Annotated in this window: 17 protein-coding genes; 9 read left to right on the forward strand and 8 right to left on the reverse strand. The window is 68.9% G+C overall.

Annotated features, from left to right (window positions below):
• Positions 1 to 17 precede the first annotated feature (17 nt).
• The 4 genes from OHA10_RS29880 to OHA10_RS29895 all read left to right on the forward strand — a co-directional run bounded on the left by OHA10_RS29880 (position 18) and on the right by OHA10_RS29895 (position 6762).
• A complete protein-coding gene (locus OHA10_RS29880) occupies positions 18 to 2744 on the forward strand; it encodes an AAA family ATPase (RefSeq protein WP_371402081.1) in 2727 nt (908 codons plus the stop codon).
• 80 nt (positions 2745 to 2824) lie between these two features.
• On the forward strand, positions 2825 to 4264 hold the full coding sequence (locus OHA10_RS29885) for an NAD(P)/FAD-dependent oxidoreductase (RefSeq protein WP_371402082.1): 1440 nt from the start codon (positions 2825 to 2827) through the stop codon (positions 4262 to 4264).
• An 84-nt stretch (positions 4265 to 4348) separates the two neighbouring features.
• Complete coding sequence (locus tag OHA10_RS29890) at positions 4349 to 6214, forward strand: glycoside hydrolase family 15 protein (protein WP_371402083.1); 1866 nt, start codon at positions 4349 to 4351, stop codon at positions 6212 to 6214.
• A 68-nt stretch (positions 6215 to 6282) separates the two neighbouring features.
• On the forward strand, positions 6283 to 6762 hold the full coding sequence (locus OHA10_RS29895; RefSeq protein ID WP_371402084.1) for a hypothetical protein: 480 nt from the start codon (positions 6283 to 6285) through the stop codon (positions 6760 to 6762).
• A 232-nt stretch (positions 6763 to 6994) separates the two neighbouring features.
• Here the strand turns inward: OHA10_RS29895 and OHA10_RS29900 are convergent, their stop codons facing one another.
• The 4 genes from OHA10_RS29900 to OHA10_RS29915 are packed head-to-tail and all read right to left on the reverse strand — an operon-like array spanning position 6995 to position 12975.
• Positions 6995 to 9349 (reverse strand): arylsulfatase, encoded by a 2355-nt coding sequence (locus tag OHA10_RS29900; protein WP_371402085.1) that lies wholly within the window; start codon positions 9347 to 9349, stop codon positions 6995 to 6997.
• Between the two features lie 32 nt (positions 9350 to 9381).
• The gene (locus tag OHA10_RS29905) at positions 9382 to 11094 is read right to left on the reverse strand and encodes a SulP family inorganic anion transporter (RefSeq protein WP_371402086.1); all 1713 of its coding nucleotides are present in this window, start codon (positions 11092 to 11094) and stop codon (positions 9382 to 9384) included.
• Between the two features lie 14 nt (positions 11095 to 11108).
• Positions 11109 to 12602, reverse strand: coding sequence for a DUF2252 domain-containing protein (locus OHA10_RS29910; RefSeq protein WP_371402087.1), 1494 nt, complete (start codon positions 12600 to 12602; stop codon positions 11109 to 11111).
• Positions 12603 to 12630: 28 nt separating this feature from the next.
• Positions 12631 to 12975, reverse strand: a complete 345-nt coding sequence (locus OHA10_RS29915; RefSeq protein WP_371402088.1) for a carboxymuconolactone decarboxylase family protein — start codon at positions 12973 to 12975, stop codon at positions 12631 to 12633.
• A 237-nt stretch (positions 12976 to 13212) separates the two neighbouring features.
• Between OHA10_RS29915 and OHA10_RS29920 the strand changes: the two genes are divergently transcribed.
• Positions 13213 to 13908: a hypothetical protein gene (locus tag OHA10_RS29920; protein ID WP_371402089.1), complete on the forward strand. Its 696-nt coding sequence runs from the start codon at positions 13213 to 13215 to the stop codon at positions 13906 to 13908.
• A gap of 29 nt (positions 13909 to 13937) precedes the next feature.
• On the opposite strand, the gene OHA10_RS29925 is transcribed toward OHA10_RS29920, so the two are convergent.
• Entirely contained in the window at positions 13938 to 14588 is a 651-nt protein-coding gene (locus tag OHA10_RS29925; RefSeq protein ID WP_371402090.1) for a hypothetical protein, read from the reverse strand.
• Positions 14572 to 15396 (reverse strand): hypothetical protein, encoded by an 825-nt coding sequence (locus OHA10_RS29930; protein WP_371402091.1) that lies wholly within the window; start codon positions 15394 to 15396, stop codon positions 14572 to 14574. The genes OHA10_RS29925 and OHA10_RS29930 overlap by 17 nt, the downstream gene beginning before the upstream one ends.
• A 249-nt stretch (positions 15397 to 15645) precedes the next feature.
• Here OHA10_RS29930 and OHA10_RS29935 point away from each other — a divergent pair, with 249 nt between their 5' ends.
• A complete protein-coding gene (locus OHA10_RS29935; RefSeq protein WP_371402092.1) occupies positions 15646 to 16125 on the forward strand; it encodes a hypothetical protein in 480 nt (159 codons plus the stop codon).
• A 6-nt stretch (positions 16126 to 16131) separates the two neighbouring features.
• Here OHA10_RS29935 and OHA10_RS29940 read toward each other — a convergent pair whose 3' ends face one another.
• Complete coding sequence (locus OHA10_RS29940) at positions 16132 to 17439, reverse strand: cation:proton antiporter (RefSeq protein ID WP_371402093.1); 1308 nt, start codon at positions 17437 to 17439, stop codon at positions 16132 to 16134.
• A 112-nt stretch (positions 17440 to 17551) separates the two neighbouring features.
• Between OHA10_RS29940 and OHA10_RS29945 the strand changes: the two genes are divergently transcribed.
• The 3 genes from OHA10_RS29945 to OHA10_RS29955 are packed head-to-tail and all read left to right on the forward strand — an operon-like array spanning position 17552 to position 19939.
• Positions 17552 to 18841 carry a diacylglycerol kinase family protein gene (locus tag OHA10_RS29945; protein WP_371402094.1) on the forward strand — a complete coding sequence of 430 codons (1290 nt, stop codon included), beginning with the start codon at positions 17552 to 17554 and terminating at the stop codon, positions 18839 to 18841.
• A 55-nt stretch (positions 18842 to 18896) separates the two neighbouring features.
• Positions 18897 to 19463 carry a phosphatase PAP2 family protein gene (locus OHA10_RS29950; RefSeq protein WP_371402095.1) on the forward strand — a complete coding sequence of 189 codons (567 nt, stop codon included), beginning with the start codon at positions 18897 to 18899 and terminating at the stop codon, positions 19461 to 19463.
• Entirely contained in the window at positions 19460 to 19939 is a 480-nt protein-coding gene (locus tag OHA10_RS29955) for a DUF6069 family protein (RefSeq protein ID WP_371402096.1), read from the forward strand. The genes OHA10_RS29950 and OHA10_RS29955 overlap by 4 nt, the downstream gene beginning before the upstream one ends.
• Here OHA10_RS29955 and OHA10_RS29960 read toward each other — a convergent pair.
• Positions 19933 to 21651: a SulP family inorganic anion transporter gene (locus OHA10_RS29960; RefSeq protein ID WP_371402097.1), complete on the reverse strand. Its 1719-nt coding sequence runs from the start codon at positions 21649 to 21651 to the stop codon at positions 19933 to 19935. The two genes, OHA10_RS29955 and OHA10_RS29960, sit on opposite strands and share 7 nt — an antisense overlap.
• Positions 21652 to 21802 lie beyond the last annotated feature (151 nt).

The raw sequence follows: 21802 nt of genomic DNA on the forward strand, positions 1-21802 counted from the left end.
GATGGCGGCGCTTTCTGGTGTTGCAGGGTCGGCGCGACGAGACCGAGCTGCTCGGTCGTCTCATCGAGGCGATCCGGTCGGGTCAGGGCCGCAGCCTGGTGCTGACCGGCGAGGCAGGGGTCGGCAAGACGGCGCTGCTCGACCACCTGATCGCACACGCGACGGATTGCCAGGTCGTCCGCATGACCGCGATCCAGTCCGAGATGGAGCTCGCCTTCGCAGGCCTGCACCAGCTGTGTAGCCCGATGCTGGGCCAGCTGGACGCGCTGGCCGAGCCGCAGCGCAAGGCCCTGGGCACGATCTTCGGGCTGCGGTTCGGCGATCCGCCGGACCGGTTCCTGGTCGGCCTCGCGACGCTCAACCTGCTCGCGGACGTGGCGCGTGATCAGCCGCTGATCTGCGTGATCGACGACGCGCACTGGCTGGACCACGCCTCGCTGCAGGCGCTGACGTTCGCCGCCCGCCGCATGGTCGCCGAGCCGATCGCGGTCGTGTTCGCCGTACGGAACGGGCAGCTGACGCCCGACTTCGACGGCATCGAGCGGTTGCGGGTCGACGGGCTGGGCGACCACGATGCTCGCGTCCTGCTGAAGTCTGTGCTGCCGGGCCCGATGGACGAGCGCGTCGTCGACCGGATCGTCGCCGAGGCCGACGGCAGTCCGCTCGCTCTGCTCGAGTTGCCGTCAGGGCTGACGTCGGCGCAGCTCGCATCGGGCTTCGGGCCGCAGGGCGGCGGGGTGCCGGCTTCGATCGAGGACTCCTACGCCCGCAGTTTCGCGGAGCTTCCGCCCGACGCCCGGCGGCTGCTTGTCCTCGCGGCGGCGGAGCCCATCGGTGACCCGGTCCTGCTCTGGCGCGCGGCCTCGAGCCTGGGCATCGATGTCATGGTCGCCAGACGAGCGGAGGCATCCGGGCTGGTCCGGTTCGGAACCAGGATCCAGTTCCGCCATCCGCTGGTGCGGTCGGCGATCTACCGATCCGCGCCGGAAGACGAACTCCGCGAGGTCCATGCCGCCCTGGCGGCGGCGACCGATCCCGCCGTCGACCCGGACCGCCGGGCCTGGCACCAGTCGCAGGCCGTCTCCGGCCCCGACGAGGAAGTCGCGACCGAGCTCGAGCGATCGGCCGAGCGTGCGCAGGCCCGTGGCGGTCTCGCCGCGGCGGCTGCGTTCCTGGAGCGGGCCGTCGAGCTCTCCGCCCATGCCGATCGGCGCACCGATCGCGCGATCGCCGCCGCTCGCGCCCATCTCCAGGCGGGGGAGCCGGACCAGGCCATGCGCCTGTTGTCGGCCGCGGAGGCGGGTCCGCTCGACGATGCGGAGGGCGCGCAATTGGACCTGCTCCGGGCGCAGATCGCGTTCACACTGCATCGCGACGGCGGAGCTCCCCGGCTGCTGCTCCAGGCGGCGCAGCGGTTGACGTCGACCGACGTTCGGCTGGCGCGGGAAACCTACCTGGACGCGATCCTCGCGGCGATGTTCGCCGGAGACTTCGCCGGCCGGGACTGCCTGAGCGACGCGGCGGATGCGGCGAAGAGCGCGCCCACGTCCGACCTCCCCGGCGCGCCGAACGACGTACTGCTCGATGCCCTGGCGGTTCGTTTCACCGACGGGTATCTGCCCGCTGTGCCGTTGCTGCGGAAGGCGTTGGCGGCCTATCGGGACGCGAACCTCACCCCGGAGTCGCTGCGCTGGTTCTGGCTGGCTCACATCACGGCCGGGCACCTGTGGGACGAGCAGACGATCGACAACGGCCGTCACCTGGAGCTCGCGCGTGCACTCGGCGCGGTGGAGACATTGCCGCTGGCGCTGAGCGTCCGCATCGGCGGGCTGGTACTGAGTGGCGAGCTCGGCGAGGCGGCGGATCTGGTCGACGAGCTGAAGACCGTGCTGGCTGCGACCGGGCTGCCGACAGCGCCGTACGGCGGTCTACTGCTGGCAGCGTGGCAAGGCGACGACCAGCGGGCCCAGGAGCTGGTCAAGCGTGCCGAGGCGGAGGCACGTTATCGCGGCGAGGGCTTCCTGCTGATCATCGCGGGGATGGCATCGGCCGTGCTCAACAACGGCCTCGGCCAGTACGCCGAAGCGTACGAGGCAGCCGCCCGCACTGCTGAGCAACCTCCGCTGATGGCAGTCGAACCCTGGGCAGTTCTGGCCGAGCTCGTCGAGGCAGCGACCCGGATCGACGAGGACGAGGCCGCAGAGGCCGCACTGGTCCGGTTGGCCGAGACGACCCAGGCCACCGGCACCGCGTGGGGACTCGGCGTCGAAGCCCGGTGCCGGGCGCTCGTCTCGAAGGACGAGTCCGCGGACGAGCTGTATCGCGATGCCATCGCGCGGCTGGCCACGACCAGGATCCGCGGTGAGCTCGCCCGGTCCCACCTGCTGTACGGCGAGTGGTTGCGCCGGCAGGGCCGGCGCGGCGAGGCGCGTGATCAGTTGCGGACCGCCCACGAGCTGTTCGTCGGGATGGGGATGCGAGCGTTCGCGAACCGGACCTCGGCCGAGCTGCGAGCGACGGGCGAGCTGGTGCGTACGGCGTACCCCGAACCCCCGCGCGTCCTGACCCACCAGGAGACCCAGATCGCGCGGCTGGTCGTGGAGGGTTTGTCGAATGCCGACATCGCAGCCCGCCTGTTCCTCAGCCCGCGGACGGTGGAATGGCATCTGAGCAAGGTGTTCGCGAAGCTGCAACTGACGTCACGCCGTCAGTTGCGGACCGTGCAGCTGCCGACACCTGACTGACCGGTCCGGGGTGTGTCCCGGGGTCGGACCGGGGGTTCCTACTGAGCCGGAGTACGTCGTCCGCGCAGCAGACTGCAGCCATGGCCGGCAGCGTGCGTGAATTCGATGTGATCGTGATTGGTTCCGGACCGATCGGGCAGACGCTCGCGGACAAGGTCCGGGCGGGTGGGCTCACCGTGGCGGTGGTCGAACGTGAGCTCGTGGGCGGCGAATGCTCCTACTGGGCCTGCATTCCGAGCAAGGCGATGCTCCGGCCGGTCGTCGCGGTCACCGAGGCGCAACACGTCGACGGAGCCCGTGAAGCGGTGACCGGGCCGATCGACGCCGAGTCCGTTTTCGCCCGCCGGGATCGATACGTGACAAGCCTCGACGACACGGGTCAGGCGAACTGGGTGAAGAGCATCGGCGCGACGCTGGTCCGCGGTCACGGCCGGCTCGAAGGACCGCGCCGCGTCGCCGTGACGACCCCCGACGACGAGGTCGTGGTGCTCACCGCGCGGCACGCGGTGGCGATCTGCACCGGCAGTCTGGCCGCGATGCCGGACGTGCCGGGGATCGCGGAGGCCCGGCCTTGGACGAACCGCCGGGGGACCGACAGCAGCAATGTGCCGGCCCGCCTGGCGATCGTCGGCGGCGGCCCGGTCGGGGTCGAGCTGGCGACTGCCTGGAACGGACTCGGCTCGACGGTGACCTTGTTCGATCGTGAGCAGCGTCTGCTGCCGCGGATGGAGCCGTTCGCCGGCGAGTTGGTTGCCGAAGGGCTGACCGAAGCGGGCGTGACCGTGCGGACGGAAGTCACCCTGGAGTCTCTACGGCGTCCGGTGGCCGACGGTCCGGTGACGGTGACGCTCGACGACGGCAGCAAGCACGAGGTCGACGAGGTGCTGTTCGCGATCGGCCGTACGCCGTTGACCGGCGACATCGGACTGGAAACCGTGGATCTGCCGGCCGGATCGTGGCTGGACGTGGACGACACCTGCCGGGTGCGCGGCGCGGACGGCTGGTTGTTCGCGCTCGGCGACGTCAACCACCGGGCATTGCTGACGCACCAGGGCAAGTACCAGGCTCGTATCGCCGCGCAGGTCATCCTCGACCAGGCGGCAGGTAATTCGGTGGATGACGCCACGCCATGGGGAGTCCATGTGGCGAGCGCCGATCGATCCGCCGTACCGCAGGTCGTCTTCACCTCGCCGGAGGCCGCAGCCGTCGGCCGGACCGCCGAGGAGGCCGCGGCCGAGGGGTACCGGTTCATGGTCGTCGATGTCGACCTCGGCGCGAAGGTGGCGGGCGCGAACCTCTACGCGGACGGTTACCGCGGCCAGGCCCGGATGATCGTGGACGAGGACACCCGATGCCTGCTCGGGGTGACGTTCGTCGGCGCCGGCGTCACCGAGCTGCTGCATTCGGCGACGATCGCGATCGTCGGCCAGATCCCGATCGAGCGGCTGTGGCACGCCGTACCGTCGTTCCCGACGATCAGCGAAACCTGGCTCCGCCTGCTCGAGGCATACCAGAACTGACGCTGAGGGTTCTGAGTTAGTCCGCCTGGGGTGAGGTTTCGTGGCGGGGGCGGCGGGAGGGTGGCTGAGGCGGAAGGAGCAGCCATGAAGGACTACCCGTCGATCGCGAACCACGGCCTGATCGGGGATCTGCAGACTGCGGCGCTCGTCAGCACGGACGGGTCGGTCGACTGGTTCTGTACGCCACGCTTCGACTCGCCGAGCGTCTTCGGGGCGTTGCTGGACCACGAGCGAGGTGGTCACTTCCGGATCCGGCCGGCGGCCGGGACGGTCGACACCAAGCAGCTCTACTTCCCGGGTACGGCGATCCTCATCACCCGCTTCATGACCGAGGCAGGCGTCGGCGAGGTGATCGACTTCATGCCGGTGTCGAGCAAGACGACCGCGACCGGCAACCACCGGATCGTGCGGCTGCTTCGCTGTGTCCGCGGCCGGATGACGTTCGACCTCGACATCGCGCCGCGGTTCGACTACGGCCGCAAACCCCATCAGTGGCACATGACCGAACACGGGGGTGTGTGCACCGGCGACGGGCTGACGTTGACCTTCCACGTCGTACGGGAGCCCGACGACGAGCACCTCGTCCAGCCGCGTGTGGACGACGCCGGCGACGTACAGGTTTCCTTCACCTTGGAGGCCGGACAGCTGCGCGGCCTGATGCTCGAGACGGCGGCCGACGGGCCGCCACGGGAGATCCGGGTCGCCGAGGCACAACACCTGCTCGACGAGACCGCCAAGTTCTGGCGGACCTGGCTGGCGCAGTCCACCTACACAGGTCGCTGGCGCGAGATGATCGAACGCTCGGCGATCACGCTGAAGCTGATGACGTACGCACCGACCGGCGGCCTGGTGGCCGCGCCCACGGCCGCGCTGCCGGAGCAGATCGGCGGTGAACGGAACTGGGACTACCGCTACACCTGGATCCGCGACGCGTCCTTCTCCATCCACGCCCTCCTTCGGTTGGGCTTCACGCAGGAGGCTTCCGCGTTCGCGAGCTGGATGCGGGATCGCGTGCAGGAGAAGGCGGGCGGGGCGACCGGACCGCTGAACATCATGTACCGCGTCGACGGCTCCTCCGATCTCGCCGAAGAGCAACTGGATCACTGGGAGGGCTACCGCGGGTCCCGGCCGGTGCACATCGGCAACGGCGCCGCCGGGCAACTCCAGCTGGACATCTACGGCGAGGCGCTGGACAGCCTGTACCTCGGCGACCAGCGCGGCCTCACCGTCGGCCACAAGGGCTGGTTCGCGGTCAGGGATCTGCTCGACTGGCTGATCGACAACTGGGACCAGCCCGAGGAAGGCATCTGGGAGACCAGAGGCGGCCGGAAGGACTTCACCTACGGCCGGGTCATGTGCTGGACCGCCTTCGACCGGGCGATCCAGCTCGCCACCAAGCGGTCGCGGCCGGCCCCGCTGGACCGATGGATCCAGGCGCGGGACGCGATCTACGACCAGGTGATGGCACGCGGATGGGATCCGGAACGCCGCGCCTTCGTGCAGCAGTACGGCGGCAAGGTGCTCGACTCGTCTCTTTTGCGGATGCCGACGGTCGACTTCGTCGCCCCCGAGGACCCGATGTGGCTCTCGACGCTGCGGGCGATGGACTCCGAGCTGGTCACCGACAGCCTGGTCTACCGCTACAACCCCGAGGCCTCACCGGACGGACTCCGCGGCTCCGAGGGCACCTTCTCGCTGTGCACGTTCATGTACGTCGACGCGCTCGGCAAGGCCGGCCGGATCGAAGAGGCCCGGCTCACCTTCGAGAAGATGCTCACCTACGCCAACCACCTCGGCCTGTACTCCGAGGAGATCGCCCTGACCGGCGAGCAGATCGGCAACTTCCCGCAGGCCTTCACCCATCTCGCTCTGATCGACGCGGCGATGACCCTGGACGCCCAGCTCGACCGCCCGGGTTCATCCCTGCGGGGTGAGGCACGGCTGGGCTGACACAAGCCAGCATGCAGGCAGGATCCGCCGCAGATTCGGCGGCGGCCGGAGTGGGAGGAGAGGTCACGATGGCAGCGAAGGCTCACGGGGCGGCCATGGCCGGCTTCGTCGTGTACGCCGGCACGATGCTCATGATCGTCGGCTTGATCAACATCTTCCAGGGCTTCCTCGCCCTGTTCGCCGACGACCGGTTGGTGCTGCTCCCGGAGCACCTCGTCATCGTCGACGTGACCGCCTGGGGCTGGACGCTCATCATCTCCGGGCTGCTCCTGTTCGTCGTCGGCGGCGGCCTGCTGCTGATGCAGACGTGGGCCAGGGTCGCGGGCATCGTGGTCGTCTGCCTCCACCTCCTGACCCAGGTCGCGTGGCTCGGCTCGTACCCGGTGTGGGCGTTGCTGATGATCGCGCTCGACGTGCTCGTCCTGTTCGCGCTCACGGCCAAGTGGTCCGACGTACGCGGCCGGATCGGCGGAGACCGGGAGCCGTGGGCCGACCACCAGAAAGCCCGAGCAGCTGCCGCCGAGCAGCGCATACCACCGATGGTCTGAGGGTCAGGTCCTGTCGGAGAGGACTGTCGTCCAGTTGTTCTTGATGCTGCACCACGGTCCAGCAGTCGAAGTCCGGGCCGCGGGGAACAGGTTTCATCGGACCGTCGGTCGTCGAACACCGCGATCCGCTCGGAGGGCGGGACGTACTGCGTCCCGCCCTCCTCCACGGCCCGGTCGACGTAGTCCACGATCGCCTGTCGCGTGGGCGCGTCCCGCCAGGACGACAGAATGGCTACTCGCGCATCAGCATCAGGGCAGCCTCGCGCTCGAGGTCCAGGTACGGCTCGCCGCTGACGTCGACCGCCACCCGGTTGATCGTGCCGCCGGTGAAGACATGCGGAGGCGCACCCGGGTAGTCGTCGGTGATCGGTTCGCCGTTGTGCCTGCCGATGTACAGGCCTGATCCTGCGATGGCGAAGGCTCCGAGCTGGGTCTTGATGTGTCCCTCACCGACCTTCTCGTCGCCGTGGTAGAGCGAGAGCGTTCCGGTTGCGGCGTCGGGGTTCATCCCTTGCTTCTCGAACGAGGCCGACAGGAGAACGTTCTCGCCGGTCGGGATGTCCTTCGTCCCGACGATCTGCTGCTCGATCGCGCCGACGAAGCTGTTCACGTAGTGCAGCCGGTTGTCCTTCACGTACAGCGCGTGGCCACCGAACCGGGCACCCATCGCGAACAGCACACCTTCGGCTCCCGGGGCCGGGATGTCGACGAGCGCGCCGATGGAGAAGGAGCGGTTACGGGTGTTGACCGCCTGCCACTCCGGCACCGGGGCAGTGCCCGGGTAGTAGACATAGCGGTCCTTCGCAGCGCTCAGCTGGGGCCGGGGGGTGGTGAGGATCTCCAGCGCCGAGCGATCGTCGAGCGGGAAGGCGTTGTTCGCGCCGGCCTCGGCGAACCAGATGTTCACCAGTTCGCGCAGCTTCTCCGGCTGCTCGGCTGCGAGGTTCGTGATCTCGGACCGATCGACGTCGACGTGGTAGAGCTCCCATTCGTCGGCATTGAAGTTGGACCAGCCGGACACGGTCGGGTGAGTGGTGACGGCCTTCCAGCCCTCGTGGTAGATCGAGCGGGATCCCAGCATCGAGTAGAACTGCGTCCGCCGGCCGGAGTCAGCGGTCGCGTCGTTGACACTGCCGCGCATGCTGATCCCGTCGAAGGCGCTCTGGGTGTGTCCCTTGATCGCCTCGGGGGCCTCGACGCCGAGAACGTCGAGGATCGTCGGAACGATGTCGATCGCGTGGTGGTACTGGTGGCGGATCTCGCCGCGCGCCCGCGCGCCCTTCGGCCACGAGATGATGCAGGGGTCCGCCGTACCGCCGTTGAACTCGTAGCGCTTCCACATCTTGAACGGCGTGTTGAAGGCCATCGCCCAGCCGTTCGGGTAGTGGTTGTAGGTCTTCGTACCGCCGAGGTCGTCGAGCTTGGCGAGGTTCTCGGCCAGGTCGTCGGCGATCCCGTTGGCGAACTTCATCTCGTTGACCGAGCCGTTCGGACCGCCTTCGCCGCTCGCACCGTTGTCGGACACGAGGACGACCAGCGTGTTGTCCAGCTGCTCGGTCTGCTCCAGGTAGGCGAGCAGCCGGCCGATGTTGTGGTCGGCGTGCGCGAGGAACCCGGCGTACACCTCGGCCATCCGGGCGAAGAGGCGCTTCTCGTCGGCGTTCAGCGTGTCCCATGGCCTGGTGTAGTCCAGCTCCGGGAACGGCTGGTGGTCCGGGCCACTGCGGGTCTGGGGTGTGCCGATCGGATTCAGCGGAGGCAGTTCGGTGTCCTCCGGCACCAGACCGAGCTTCTTCTGTCGTGCGAGGGTCTCCGCCCGCATCGCCTCGTAGCCCTGGTCGAAGCGGCCGGCGAACTTGTCGATCCACTCCTTCGGCGCGTGGTGCGGCGCGTGGCAGGCGCCGGGTGCGTAGTACAGCAGGAACGGCTTGTCCGGAGCGATCGCCTTGGCGTCCTTGACGAACTCGATCGCCTTGTCGGTGATGTCGTCGGTCAGGTGGTAGCCCTCCGCGGGGGAGCGCGGCTGGTCGACCGGGTGGTTGTCGTACACGAGGTCGGGGTACCACTGGTTCGTCTCGGCCCCGAGGTACCCGTACCAGCGCTGGAATCCCCGGCCGGTCGGCCAGTTGCGGCGGGTCGACGCGAGGTTCATCTCGTCGGTCGGGCACAGGTGCCACTTGCCGACCATGTACGTGTTCCAGCCGCGTTCGCCGAGGATCTCCGACAGCATCCCGTTCTCCGGCGGGATCGTGCCGCTCGCGTTCGGGAACCCGATCGCCGCCTCGGTGATGCACGCCATGCTGTTGCGCGTGTGGTTGCGACCGGTCAGCAGCGCCGAGCGGGTCGGCGAGCACAGCGCGGTCGTGTGCCACTGGGTGAAGCGCACCCCGCGCGCGGCGATCGCATCGATGTGAGGGGTCTCGATCGGGCCGCCGTAGCAGCTCATCGCCGAGAACCCGACATCGTCCAGCACGATGTAGACGACATTCGGCGCACCCTCCGGTGCCTTCGGCGGCTCGAACGGCGTCCAATCCGGCACTGAGTCGCGGATATCGACATTGATCGTTCCCCGGAACGGCGCAGGCATGACGTCCCCCTCCTCGCGGATTGATGATGAGCTCAGCCTTTGTCGGGCCTTGATGCCGAGTCGTCACCCGCGCGGGATGAATCGGCCCGGTAGGCGTCGAAAGCGTCCGCAATGGTGCGGAAGACGTTGTCCTCGCCGATCGCGTCGAGGGTCCCGTACGCCCGGAGCGTCGCGAGCAGTCGGGTATCCGGCCGGACGAGCACGAAGCGGGCATGGCGAGCCCGGCTGTAGTTGACGAGGTTGGCCAGGGTGACGCCTGCGGAGTAATCGATGTCATCGATCGCGCCGCAGTCGAGCGCCACCCAGCGGACCGGATCGGGAGCGCCGGAGATGATCGACTCGAGGTGGTCGGCGAAGCGGTTGGCGTTGGCGTAGAAGAGCTCCGCGTCGTAGCGGAAGACCACCAGCCCCGGCAGGCTCTGCGCGCCTGGTACGGCCGGCAGATAGGTCGGCTCGCCGGCCTGGTTCTGACCGATGACGAAGTCGCCGGGTTTGTACTGCCGCCGAACCAGATCGAGGAGCGAGAGTGCGATGGCCAGGATGATTCCCTGCTCGACGCCGACGGCGAAGACGGTGACCGTCGTGATGAGAGCCACCACGAACTCGTTCCTGCGTCGCCGCCACAGCCGCCGGAGGCCGGGCACGTCGATCAAGCTGACGCCGATCAGGAAGACGATCCCGGCGAGCACCGCCGTGGGCATGTCCGCCAGCACCTCGGTGAAGAACAGCGTGAACAGCAGCGCGACCGCCGCCATCGTGATGTTGGCGAGCTGGGTGCGCCCTCTCTGCCCGTCGAGGATCTGCGTCTTGGTCGGGCTGCCGTTGACAACGAAGGTGCCGCTGAGGCCGGCGGCCAGGCTGGCGCCGCTGAGCCCCACGAGATCGCGGTTGATGTCGACGGCGTCTCCGTGTTTGAACGCGAAGCTGCGGGATGTCGCGGCGCTCTGCGCGACGATCAGCACGAAGCAGGACAGCGCGGTCGGCAGCACCTTGGGCACGTCCGACCAGGAGATTCCCGACGGCAGGCCGATCGGCGGGAAACCGCCCTTCACGGCACCCACCACCGCGATGCCGTGCGCGCCGGCGTCAGTCAGTGCCGAGATCGCGGTCAGCAGCGCGACGGCGACGATGGCACCCGGCACAACCGGGATGAAACGTCTGAAGAATTGAATGGTCACGATCGTGGCCAGCCCGAACGCGAACGTGCCGAGACTGATCGAGGACAGCGAGGTGATCCAGTGCCACTGCTGTTCGAACCAGCCGCCCTTGCCCTTCGGGATGCCGAGCAGGTCCGGGATCTGCCCTGACAGGACCTGGATCCCGACGCCGGTGAGGAACCCGATCAGGACCGACGCACTCAGGAAGTCTCCGATGAAGCCGAGCCGCAGCAGCCGTGCCACGACCAGCAGAACGCCGCAGACCAGCGCGGTGAGGCCGGCGAAGGCAAGCCAGTCGGGTGATCCGGGCGTGACTCCGGCGATGCCGAGACCGGTCAGACCCGCGGCGAGGACCGCGGCGGTGGCCGAGTCCGCGCCCACGACGAGCAGCCGCGAAGAACCCAGCAGGGCGAAGATCACAGTGGGGAAGATGATGGTGTAGAGCCCGGTCACGATCGGCGTACCGGCGATGGACGTGTAGCCCATCACCTCGGGGATCGCCACCGCCGACAACGTCAGACCGGCCAGGATGTCGCGCGCCAGCCAGGCTCGGCGGTATCCACGCAGAGGCTCGGGGACGAAGGTCATGCTGCGGGTGATGGTCAGACGTCCTGGATGGCCTCGATCCGGTTCGACGCGATGGCTTTGGCGAAGTCGGCGAAGTCCTGGTCGTTCTGGGCCGCGTAGCGTTCGGAGAAGTCGGTGATCGACTTGTCGAAGGCGTCGTCGTCGCCGAGGTACGCCGAGATCGACACCGGATCGCCGGATCGTGCGTGGGCACGGGCGAGCGTCCAGCCGCAGGTGCGGCCGTAGAAGGCCAGCGTCGCCGGCGCCATCAACTCCACCAGCGCCGAGCCCTTCATGTCGCGCAGCTGGCGCCAGTAGAAGTAGCGGTCGGCCTGAACACCTTTGGACCAGCCCAGGAAGATGTCGCTGCTGGCCTGCATCAGTCGCTGGCCCTGGACCACCCGCTCGCCCGGTTGCTTGAACGCGCTCTTGCGCAACGGTCCTTCGAGCACCGACCTGGTGGCTTCCTTGACCTGCAGGAACAGCGGGTCGTCCTGATCACGGCCCTGCAGGAGTACGACGAACGCCCGAGTGCCGACGCTACCGACGCCGACCACCTTTCGCGCCCAGTCGATGATCTCGTAGCGCTCCAGCAGCTGCCGGAGGTCGAGCCGGAGAGTGGACCGATAGTCCCGGAACAGCCGGAAGACGACCTGCTCCAGTTCCGCGGGCTCCACGCCGTACGACGTGTGCAGGTCGCGCACGGGGATGATCACCGGCGGGACACTGACGATGCGGTAGCGGCCGTCAACCTCTTCGCCGAGTTTGGACAGGGCCTGATCGCTGGTGCGGGAGTGCGTCTTCTGGGCGTTCTTCAGGAAGCGCTTCTGGGCCTGTTTCGCCTCCTTCGACGTCATTGCGCTGACAACGTCCTGCTCGCCGGTGTCCTTCTTCTTGCCCTTCTTGGATCCCTTGCGCTTGCTGTCGGCGCCGGACAGGAACGCGGTCACCGATTGCTGGATCTGGTCCTCTGCGAGGTGGGCGTACCACACGTCGAGAGTCTTCATGGTGGCGAACTGGGCCATCGACTCCCGGTACGAGGTGACGCAGCCCTTCGTGATCGCCCGCGCGTCCGGGTCCGAGCAGCCGTTGTTCTGCGCGGCGACCATGAGACTTGCGGCCAGCCGCTTGACGTCGTACTCGAACGGACCTGGCAGGGTCTCGTCGAAGTCGTTGATGTCGAAGAGCAGATTCCGCTCCGGCGATGCGAAGGCGCCGAAGTTCGACAGGTGGGCGTCCCCACACAGCTGGACCTGGAGACCTGCCGTGGGCGTCTCGGCAAGGTCGACGGCCATGATCTTGGCGGCGCCGCGGTAGAACGTGAACGGCGAGGCCATCATCCGGCCGTGCCGGATCGGAACCAGGTCGGGGTCCCGCCGGAGGTTCTGCTCCTCGATGAGCGCGACCGGGTCCGGTCGGTCCGCGGACGGCTGCCACCCGGCGTGACTGTCCGGCATCGCCCGGGAGCGAGCCTCCAGGCCGCGTGCGGTGCGCTCGTCCAGACTCGGATGCTCAACTCTCGTCGGCATGATCGGCCACCCTTCTCCTCGCGCTGCGTTAGTTCATCGCGGACGGTTCGTCGTCCACACCTGCTGAAGCAACCTCGATGGCGACTTCGAGTGCCATCGCGATCCGGCCGGTCGCAGCGGCGACCCGCGAGCTTCCGGCAATGGGCGCGATCGCCGCGAGCACGCCGCGAACGTCGTCGGCGTCCAGCCCGATCTCGGCATCGACGGCCAGGTTCAGGGCGTAGGACACAGCAGGCGCGTCGCTGGCCACCAGGGCGGCCAACCGGACGAGCGCGATGGATCGCGCGTCGAGGGTCGACGTGGCCACGGAATCGACGGTCATGCGCTCCAGGAGGTCGAGAACGGGGGTTTCCGATGTGGCGAGGTCCGACATGGCTTCTCCTCAGAAGTCTGCTGCGACGGCGAGTCCGGCCGCTGCAGCCCACCCTGCGCCTGCGGCCGGGCCGAGGCATCATCCACGTTGAATGAACCCGGTGCGAACCGAGGTGACGTGAAGCCGGATTCACCCCGGACGGAGGAGGCGACGACCGGCGCGCCCGGCGCAAGCTGGGGTTGTAGCGGAGCTCGGTGACGGAACCCGAGTTCGAGGAACCGGGGGCAGGGACTGAACGTGAGCGACATGATGTGGTCTTCCCGCGACGGCGTACACAACGGCCGGGGTTTCAGGTCGTGGTGTGTCTACCTGGCCACGATGGTCGGGCTCTTCTTCGCGGTCATCACCTGGGGGCTGGGATCGGTCATCATCGGTGCGGTCTGTGTCGCGACTGCGACAGCCGTCATTGCCTCGTCGGTCTGGGCAGGGAACGGATGGAGCGGGACGCGCCGGATCGTTCGGGTCACGTTCGGCGCCGGGCTGATCACGCCGGCCGCCGTGGGGCTGATCGTGGTCTGCAAACTCGCGGGCGTCCTGGTCGTGCTGGTACTGGTAGCGACCACGCCGGCTCTCACCTCGCTCGTCCGGGCGCGTCGGCACGTCCAAGGGGATCCACCCGTCGTACGGCCGGAGGAACGGACACCTCGCGACACCGCGGCGTCGGTCGCCGGCGGTCCACCGGCCGTCACGGCGCGAGAGCTCAGTTCGCTCGACGACGAGGCGTTGTGCCTGGCCTGGCGCCGAAGCTTCCGCCTGCTCGAGGGCTCCCCGACGACGGCAGAGCGGCTGTCCATCGTCGAGCAGCGGCAGCAGTACCTCGACGAGCTGCAGCGGCGATCGCCGGGGGGACTGGCCGCCTGGCTCGCCTCCGGCGCACGGGCGTCCGGCAACCCGTTCCCGTACGTCGACGACGCCCGGCGCCGAGCCAGTTGAGTCAACCGGCTGAGAGGCCGGTCCCGGCATCAGATCTCGACGCTCACCGGGAAGGTGGCGATCCAGGCGACCGCGGTGACGAGGACGAGGCAGCCGATCCCGGCCAGGATCCAGCGGAAGCGGCGGCCGGTGATCTTGGTGCTCATGCCGGCGAAGAACAGGACCACGGCATAGAGCACGACCGTGAGCACATAGTTGCTGGCCGTCTGGAGGTCTCGGAGCACCTCGGCCGAGGCGGCTGCGGCAGCCGCGTCGAGCCGTTCAGCCGCCTGCCGTGAGGCGGGCTCGTACTCAGGCATCGCAAAGGGCGTCGGCGGTGCCTCCGGATTCGTCAGCGGACTGGTCGCCAACCAGGCGTTGAACGCGGGCCGGAACTCCGGACGGAAGCGGTCGGCGTAGAAGGCGGCAACGGCAGCCTCACCGCGGCGATCCGCGTCGGCCCAGGCGATGAACGTGGCGACGTCCACCTGGCTCTGTGCCTGGGCCAGGCCTTGTGCCCGGGCGGCGTCGATTCTGATCGCGTTCGTGCGGCCGGCGGCCTTGGCCTGCTCGCCGTTCCATCGGGTGGCCTGGTAGCTGCTCCACGACGTGCCGAGGGCAGCGACCACCAGCATGACGGTGACGAGCACCTCCTGCCACTTGCGGCCGCGTTCGAGCGACTCCTCAGCGCCGGTTGCCATGATCGTCACAAGGAGGTGTCACGGTGACGCCGACCACCCCGAGTTGGGTGTCGATCAGTCCGATGGTTCGCACCATGGCGGTGGGTTGCAGCCTGCCCACGCCCTCGCCGTGGGGATGGTCGAAGAACACCAACAGGAACAGCAGCAGCGTGATGACGATCGTGACGCTGCCGATCAGGACGCTCTGGGTCACGGCGCCCTCGGCCGGGTCGGCGAAGAACAGCAGGTACCCGAAGATGACCACGGAGATGACCGCCAGCACCAGCCACAAAGGCGTCGGGATGATGCCTTCCGCGCCGCGCACCCTGTCGATGCGCGCCTGCTCCCGTTCGGCGGTCTGGTCCATCCAGCGGTCGTACGCCGACTGCTCGACCGGCGTCCGCGGGTCGACGGCCGAGATCGTCCGGAACATCTCCGCACCCCACGGGTTGACGCTGTTCCCGAGCGTGCCTGCATTCACCGCGTCCCACTCCGTCCCGGCCACCGACCGCGCGTAGCAGAGCAGCTCGCCGGTCAGCTCGGCCTTCGCGTCGCCGGGCAGGAACTGGGCCGTCTGGACCTGCTGCGCAACGATCGTCGCCTCGGACTCGGCACCGGCACGCGACTGGTCGTACGACGTGAACGACAAGAAGATGATGAAACCGAGCAGTACGGAGAACCCGGTGGCCAGCACACCGAAGACGCCTGAGGCGCGGTCACCGTCGCTGAAGTAGCTTCCCTCCGGCGCCCGCTTGCGCACGCGGAGCATCGCCGTGACGGTGAGCGCGGTCGCGAAGATCGTGATCAGCGCGGCCCAGACGAGGTTCATCCGTACCCGCCTGCTGCCGTCACGTCCGCGCCTCCTCGCCGGTCGGCCAGGGCTCGATCGTCTCCGCCGCGGGCCGGCCGAACCTCATCCCACACGGATGAGCCGACGGGCCAGGACCTTCGGCGACAGCGAGTAGCCGGGCTTCATCCGCGTGGGGTGAGGCGGTCACCGGGCGGCCGGAGTGAACATCCAGTTACGAGCCGCCGCCGACTCCGGCGGCCGGCCGACGTAGGGAGAGGAGATAGCGAGATGACGGCGAAGAAAGGTGGGACGGTCATGACCGGCGTCGTGGTGTTCGCCGGTTCGCTGCTCGGGGTGGTCGGCTTGGTCAACGTCTTCCAGGGACTGTTCGCGCTGTTCTCCGACGAGCGCCTGGTGGTGACGCGGAATCATCTCTTCGTCGTGGACGTGACCGCCTGGGGATGGACGCTGCTGATCTCCGGTCTACTGCTGATGGCTGTCGGCGCCGGCCTGCTCGCGGCGCAGACGTGGGCCAGGATCACGGGCATCGTGGTCGTCAGCCTGCATGCGGTGATCCAGATCTTCTGGCTCGGCGCCTACCCGGTGTGGGCATGTCTGATGATCGCGCTGGACGTCATCATCCTGTTCGCGCTCACCGTCCGGTGGTCCGGCGTACGCGAGCAGCTCGGTCGAGGTGACGAACCGGCCTGGAACGGCCACGACGACGGAGTCCCGGCCGCGGAGCGGCGGACGACTCCGATGGCTTGACCGAGATCAGGGCTGGTCGCTCCCGCGGGGCACTGCGGGCGCTCGGTGATGATGTGGGGATCGTCGTGAGCGGGGGACGGGACTCGAGTCGTCCTCCGCTTGTTCCGACCGGACGTAACGGCTTCCGAGCGGACCGGCCGAGATCCCGTGCAGTACGACGCTCAGCAGGACGGTGAGCGACACTGCGGCAACGGCCCGCTCCACCAACTCGCTCTCGCCGAGCTGTTCAATCGCCAGCAACGCGAACACGACAGATGCGAGACCGCGCGGGCCGAACCATCCGACGAAGGCGACGGTCCGGCCGTCCAGTCCCTTCCCGAGCAGCGCCAGGGCGACGGGAAGGATGCGCACCACAGTCAGGCTGAGTACGGCGTACACGAGGAGCGGTACGTCGAAGTTGTGCACGAAGATGGGCACCATCGCGGCGCCGAACAGGAACCAGACCGCGAACGCCAGGATCTCGCCGACGAGTTCCGGCAACTCGATCGAGGTGTCCGCGTCGATGACCTCCTCGTCCAGCCCTGCCCGGAAGGCGATGCCGGCCACGAACGCGGCGATGAACCCGTTGCCGCCGAAGGCGATCGCGATCGCGAAGCTGCTGAGCGCCGCAGCGAACGTGCCGAGCCGTCCCGCGCCGGAGGTGATCCAGTCGCGGCGGGAACTGTAGGTCAGGAGCTTGCCGCTTCCCAGCCCGACCACCAGGCCGGCGAGGAGGCCGACCGCGAGCTCGAGGAGCGCGCCGCCTCCGTCCGTGGCGGCTTCGCTCTCGTGTGCGGTGCCGAGTTGGCTCGCGGCGACGGCGAGGGTGAAGGTGACGACCGGGGTCACGATGCCGTCGTTCAGTCCACTCTCCACGTTGAGTGCGCGACGCAGCCGCATCGGGATCCGTTGGTCGTTCACGACCTGCGCGCTGAGCGCGGCGTCGGTGGGAGCCAGCGTGGCGCCGACGAAGCCGGCGAGTGCCCAGGTGAAATCGTCGAAGAGCCAGGCCGCGAGGAGCGAGCCCGCGACGACGGAGAGCGGAAGCCCGATGCCCAGTAGGCGGCCGGGCAGCGCGATGTCTCGTTCGAGCCTGGACAGATTGACTCTGGAGGCGTCCGCGAACAGCAACAGTGCGAGGGTCAGCTCCGCCAGGAGGTGGATGGACGGTGCGTCGACATCCACTGTCAGCGGACCCCAGTCAGGGTTTCCCAGAACGAAACCGGCAGCGGTGAAGACCAACGGACCGGTGATGTTCACCCTCGCCAGGATGCCCGAGGTGACTGCCCACGCAAGGACGAGCAACGCGAGCACTGCGAACGTGGCCTCTGTCACCGATGCCTCCGTCGTGAACCGGACTGTCTGCACGGTGACAGTCCGTGCGGGGTGAGCACCTCATCCCGGCTGTGGGATGTGGCGGCAGTGGAGGCCGCACAGGATGGGTTCCATGAGGCGGCGGATTGCGGCGGTTGTGGCGCTGGTGGTGGGGGCGGCGACGCTCGTGCTCGGCGTGGTGGTAGCTGTCGATCAGTTTCCGCGGGGGCTCGGTGTCATCGGCTGTGTGGTGATCGCGGCCGTCGCGGGGTGGTACGGCGTGTTGCGGCGAGGGATAGCGCGTCTGGCCGGGTTCTACGTAGCCGGTCTGGCGCTCGCCGGAGCGGTGATCTTCATCGTCGCGGGCGGCAAGTTCGGCGTCGACCTCCTGGTCCTGCTGGGTCTCCTGATCACTCTGGCGGCGACGCGGGCCAGCTTCTCGTCCCGGGTGGAGCTGCCGCGGGCGGCGGCCCCGCAGCATCCGGTGTTGTTCTTCAACCCGAAGTCCGGCGGCGGAAAGGCCGAACGGTTCGCCGTCGCCAAGGAAGCGCGCGATCGCGGGATCGAGCCGATCGAGCTGAAGCTCGGTGACGATCTCGAGACCCTCGTCCGCGGAGCGGTGGCGCGAGGCGCCGACGGGCTCGCGATGGCCGGTGGAGACGGCTCGCAGGCGATCGTCGCCGCGGTCGCCGCCGAGTTCTCGCTGCCGTACGCCTGCATTCCGGCCGGCACCCGTAATCACTTCGCGCTCGATCTCGGGGTGGACCGTGACGACGTGGTCGGTGCCCTGGACGCCTTCGTCGACGGCGGCGAGCGGCGGGTGGACCTGGCCGAGGTCAACGGCCGGGTGTTCGTCAACAACGTCTCGCTGGGCCTGTACGCCGAAGCGGTCCAGCGCACCGGTTACCGGGCGGCGAAGATCAGGACCATCCTCGACACCGTGCCCGACGCGCTGGGGGACAGTGGCAGCGACCTCGACATGCGCTGGACCGGCCCGGGGGGTCGTGATCATCGCGGGGGAGCCGCCGTACTCGTCTCGAACAACCGCTATCGCCTCGGTCGTGCGGTCGGATCCGGCACCCGGCCACGCATCGACGACGGCCTGCTCGGTATCACCGTCCTCGGGGCACCCGCGGACGGCGATCAACACCGCGTCCAGCGCCCGTGGCGCGAGTGGACCGCTCCGACGTTCGAGGTCGCGGCCGATCGCCCGCTGCCGGCCGGCGTCGACGGAGAGGCGCTCGTCCTCGACGCGCCGCTGCGGTTCGAGATCCGGCCCCGAGTTCTCCGCGTCCGGATCGCGCACCAGCATCCGGGCTCGTCGCCGTCGGCGACCGTCCCCGAGGGCCTCCGCGCCGGGCTGGTCGAGCTGGTGCGCATCGTCTTCGGCCGGGACCGGGCCACAGCCGACGTCAACCGCTAGGAGACCGTCATGGATCTGATCGAGATCGAGCTGACCTGGTGACGGGAACCTTCGTGTGACCGCCTCGCCGCATCGTCTCGCGCGTTACGACCGTGCGCTGTACCGGTCGGTGGCACGGCTGTCCACGCCGGTCCTGGACGAACCGCTGCGGCGGGTGTCCGACTTCGCCGACCTCTCCAAGCCGTGGTTCCTGGTCGCCGGTGCGCTGACCCTGGCCGGCGGGCCACGGGGCCGGCGGGCTGCGGTCGCGGGGATCGCGGCGATCGGGGCCGCGTCCCTGGTGGTGAACCAGCCGATGAAGAAGACGGCAGGTGTACGGCGGCGGCCCGACCGCCGCGGCCTCGGCGTACCCGTGCAGCGGTGGGTGCGGATGCCCGCCTCGGGGTCCTTTCCGTCCGGGCACTCGGCGTCGGCCGTTGCCTTCGCCGTTGCGGTCGGAGACGTCCTGCCCGCGCTTCGCCCGGTGCTGCGGATCGCAGCGTCGGTCGTCGCGTTCTCGCGGGTCTACACGGGCGTCCACTATCCGAGCGACGTCCTGGTCGGGGCGACGGTAGGGGCGCTGTTCGGGCGATTGTCCGGCCGGCTGGCCCTTCAGCTGGATCACAAGGAGCAGACGTCATGACAGTTCAACCCACGCAAGGCGGTGCGCACGCGGTGGCCGGCGGTCGGTTGTGGGCCGGGGGCGCGGCTACGGCCGTCGTGGCCGCCTTGATCGCGGTGGTCGGCATCCTGCTAGCCCGCGGCGTCTTCGACGTACCTGTGCTCGCACCCGAAGGCGAGGGCACTTGGGGAGACGCGGACACAGGGATGTACGCGCTGTGGTGTGCTATCGCGGCGCTGCTCGCCACTGGTCTCATGCACCTGTTGGTGATGTCCACGCCACGGCCGTTGCTGTTCTTCGGCTGGATCATGGCGCTGGCCACGGTCGCGGCGACACTCGCGCCGTTCGTCGCCGAGGGCTCGACGTCGTCGAAGGTCGCGACCGCGGCGATCAACCTCCTCGTCGGGATCGCCATCGGCACGCTGGTGAGCGGAGCAGCGCGCTCGGCGATGCGCAGTCGCCGTACCATTCCGGGCGGGCCGCAGAGCCGCTACTGACCGGAGCTGTCCGGTCGGTGCCGGACCGCCCAGGCCTCTGCCTCGCGGAGCGCCTGCTCGGTCGATTCCCCGACCAGCTCGGTGGCCTCGAAGATGCCGACCGGATCGGACACGTCCAGCCGGTCGGCACGACGGAGCAGTTCGGCGAGCGTGGGATCGACTCCACTGAGGTACAACCGGCCGCCGACGGTCGTCAGGGCAACGGCGTAGTCGTCCACGACCTTGACGAACGTCGCGCCCACAGCGGTCCGGCCGCGCAGCCGCAGTACGACGGTCGGTCCCTCGGCGCCGGCCGTGTCGGGCAGCTTGACCCGCAGTGTGCGTGAGCCGGCGTACAGCAGGCTGCCGTAGACGTCGAGGACGGTCGCCTGGTGACTGGGCAGGCGTGGAGGAGCCGGGTGTTCGGTCCATCGTCCACCGCCGACGGGCATCAGCTGCACGACCTTGAGGTCCAAGGCCTCCTGGTTGAGCTGCAACAGCAGCGAGAGCGACACTCCGATGCCGACCGCAGCGGAGACCGGTAAGAACAGGGTCGCGCAGAAGGTGGTCACAACCGCGATCTGGGAGGTCGGTCCGGTGCGCAGGATCGTGGCCAGCTCAGCCGGCTTCAGCGACTTGACGGCCGCGTAGACGAGGATGGCGGCCAGCGTGGGCATGGCGACGAGTCCGATCAGGCTGGAGCAGGCCACCAGGATCACCAGCATCCACAGACCGGACAGGATCGCCGCCCACCGGGTGCGGCCGCCGACTGTCCGGTTCAAGGCGGTCTGACCGACCGACCCGCCCACCGGTTGACCGCGGAAGAAGCCGGCCGCGAGGTTACCGATGCCCTGGGCAACGAAATCTCGGTTCGCGCTCGAGGTGGTCCCGTCCCGGTTCGGAGCGGCCTCGGCGACACCGCTGCCCTGGACGAGGACGATGGCCGCGACCGCCAGCGCCCCGGTGACCAAGGGAAACGACAACTGGCCGAGGTCCGGCAATTGCGGCAGCGGAAGGCCGCGGGGAATCTGCCCGGTGTCCTTGACCAGCGTCACGTCGTCGGCGCCGGCGACGACCAGGACGACCGTTGGGACGACCAACGCCACCAACGAGCTCACCGCCGCCAGCCGGGTCCGGGACAGGCCGATGAGGATGCCGAGCGCGCCCAGTCCCGCGAGCAGGGACGAGACGTCGATCCGGGTGGGATGCAGGACGACGTCCACCGCCCTGGCGAGGGCGACCTGCCCGGCGGCATCGGCGCCGGTCAGTCCAGGCAGCTGGCTGAGGACGATGTTGACCGAGATCCCGGTGAGGAAGCCGGTCATGACCGAGTGCGAGACGAAGCGGGTGTAGCGCCCCAGCCGTGCGACTCCCGCCACGATCATCACCACGCCGGCGAGGACCGTCAACAGGAGCAGGGCTTGCGGCCGGTCGGCGGCATCGACACCTTCCAGGGCTGATCCGGCGGCGAGGGCGCCGGCCGTGGTCGTCGTGACCACCATCAGCTGACTGCTCGTCGTCAGCCCGCCGGCGACCGGCCCGGCGAAGCTCGCGTACAGCCCGTGGATCGGATTCACTCCGATGAGTGCCGCGGACGCCATCCCGTTGGGGACGCTGCTGATCGCGCCCGGCAGCCCCGCGATCACGTCGGCCCGCAAACTCCGCCGCTCCGGCCGGACCGCCCGCAGCCACCGCAGTACCGGACGAGCGCTCAGGAGATGACTACCGTTCACGCCGGCTCCCTCCGCGTTCGAGGTCTCCTCATCCGGGAGTGGTTGCGAGCCTAGGTGCGAAACAGCACCGGCATCTCACCCCGGCGGGACGATGTGAGGCGGGGGACGGGCGGGCATCGTCGTCAGGGTGGGGAGCTGATCGAGGAGGGTG

This window comes from Kribbella sp. NBC_00662 (assembly GCF_041430295.1).
In the GTDB taxonomy this organism is placed as follows: domain Bacteria; phylum Actinomycetota; class Actinomycetes; order Propionibacteriales; family Kribbellaceae; genus Kribbella.

Excerpts from the sequence above, each read along its gene's own strand:
- OHA10_RS29885 (WP_371402082.1), top strand. The coding sequence starts at position 2,825 with ATGGCCGGCAGCGTGCGTGAATTCGATGTGATCGTGATTGGTTCCGGA.
- OHA10_RS29890 (WP_371402083.1), top strand. The coding sequence starts at position 4,349 with ATGAAGGACTACCCGTCGATCGCGAACCACGGCCTGATCGGGGATCTG.
- OHA10_RS29895 (WP_371402084.1), top strand. The coding sequence starts at position 6,283 with ATGGCAGCGAAGGCTCACGGGGCGGCCATGGCCGGCTTCGTCGTGTAC.
- OHA10_RS29900 (WP_371402085.1), bottom strand. The coding sequence starts at position 9,349 with ATGCCTGCGCCGTTCCGGGGAACGATCAATGTCGATATCCGCGACTCA.
- OHA10_RS29905 (WP_371402086.1), bottom strand. The coding sequence starts at position 11,094 with ATGACCTTCGTCCCCGAGCCTCTGCGTGGATACCGCCGAGCCTGGCTG.
- OHA10_RS29910 (WP_371402087.1), bottom strand. The coding sequence starts at position 12,602 with ATGCCGACGAGAGTTGAGCATCCGAGTCTGGACGAGCGCACCGCACGC.
- OHA10_RS29915 (WP_371402088.1), bottom strand. The coding sequence starts at position 12,975 with ATGTCGGACCTCGCCACATCGGAAACCCCCGTTCTCGACCTCCTGGAG.
- OHA10_RS29925 (WP_371402090.1), bottom strand. The coding sequence starts at position 14,588 with ATGGCAACCGGCGCTGAGGAGTCGCTCGAACGCGGCCGCAAGTGGCAG.
- OHA10_RS29930 (WP_371402091.1), bottom strand. The coding sequence starts at position 15,396 with ATGAACCTCGTCTGGGCCGCGCTGATCACGATCTTCGCGACCGCGCTC.
- OHA10_RS29935 (WP_371402092.1), top strand. The coding sequence starts at position 15,646 with ATGACGGCGAAGAAAGGTGGGACGGTCATGACCGGCGTCGTGGTGTTC.
- OHA10_RS29945 (WP_371402094.1), top strand. The coding sequence starts at position 17,552 with ATGAGGCGGCGGATTGCGGCGGTTGTGGCGCTGGTGGTGGGGGCGGCG.
- OHA10_RS29955 (WP_371402096.1), top strand. The coding sequence starts at position 19,460 with ATGACAGTTCAACCCACGCAAGGCGGTGCGCACGCGGTGGCCGGCGGT.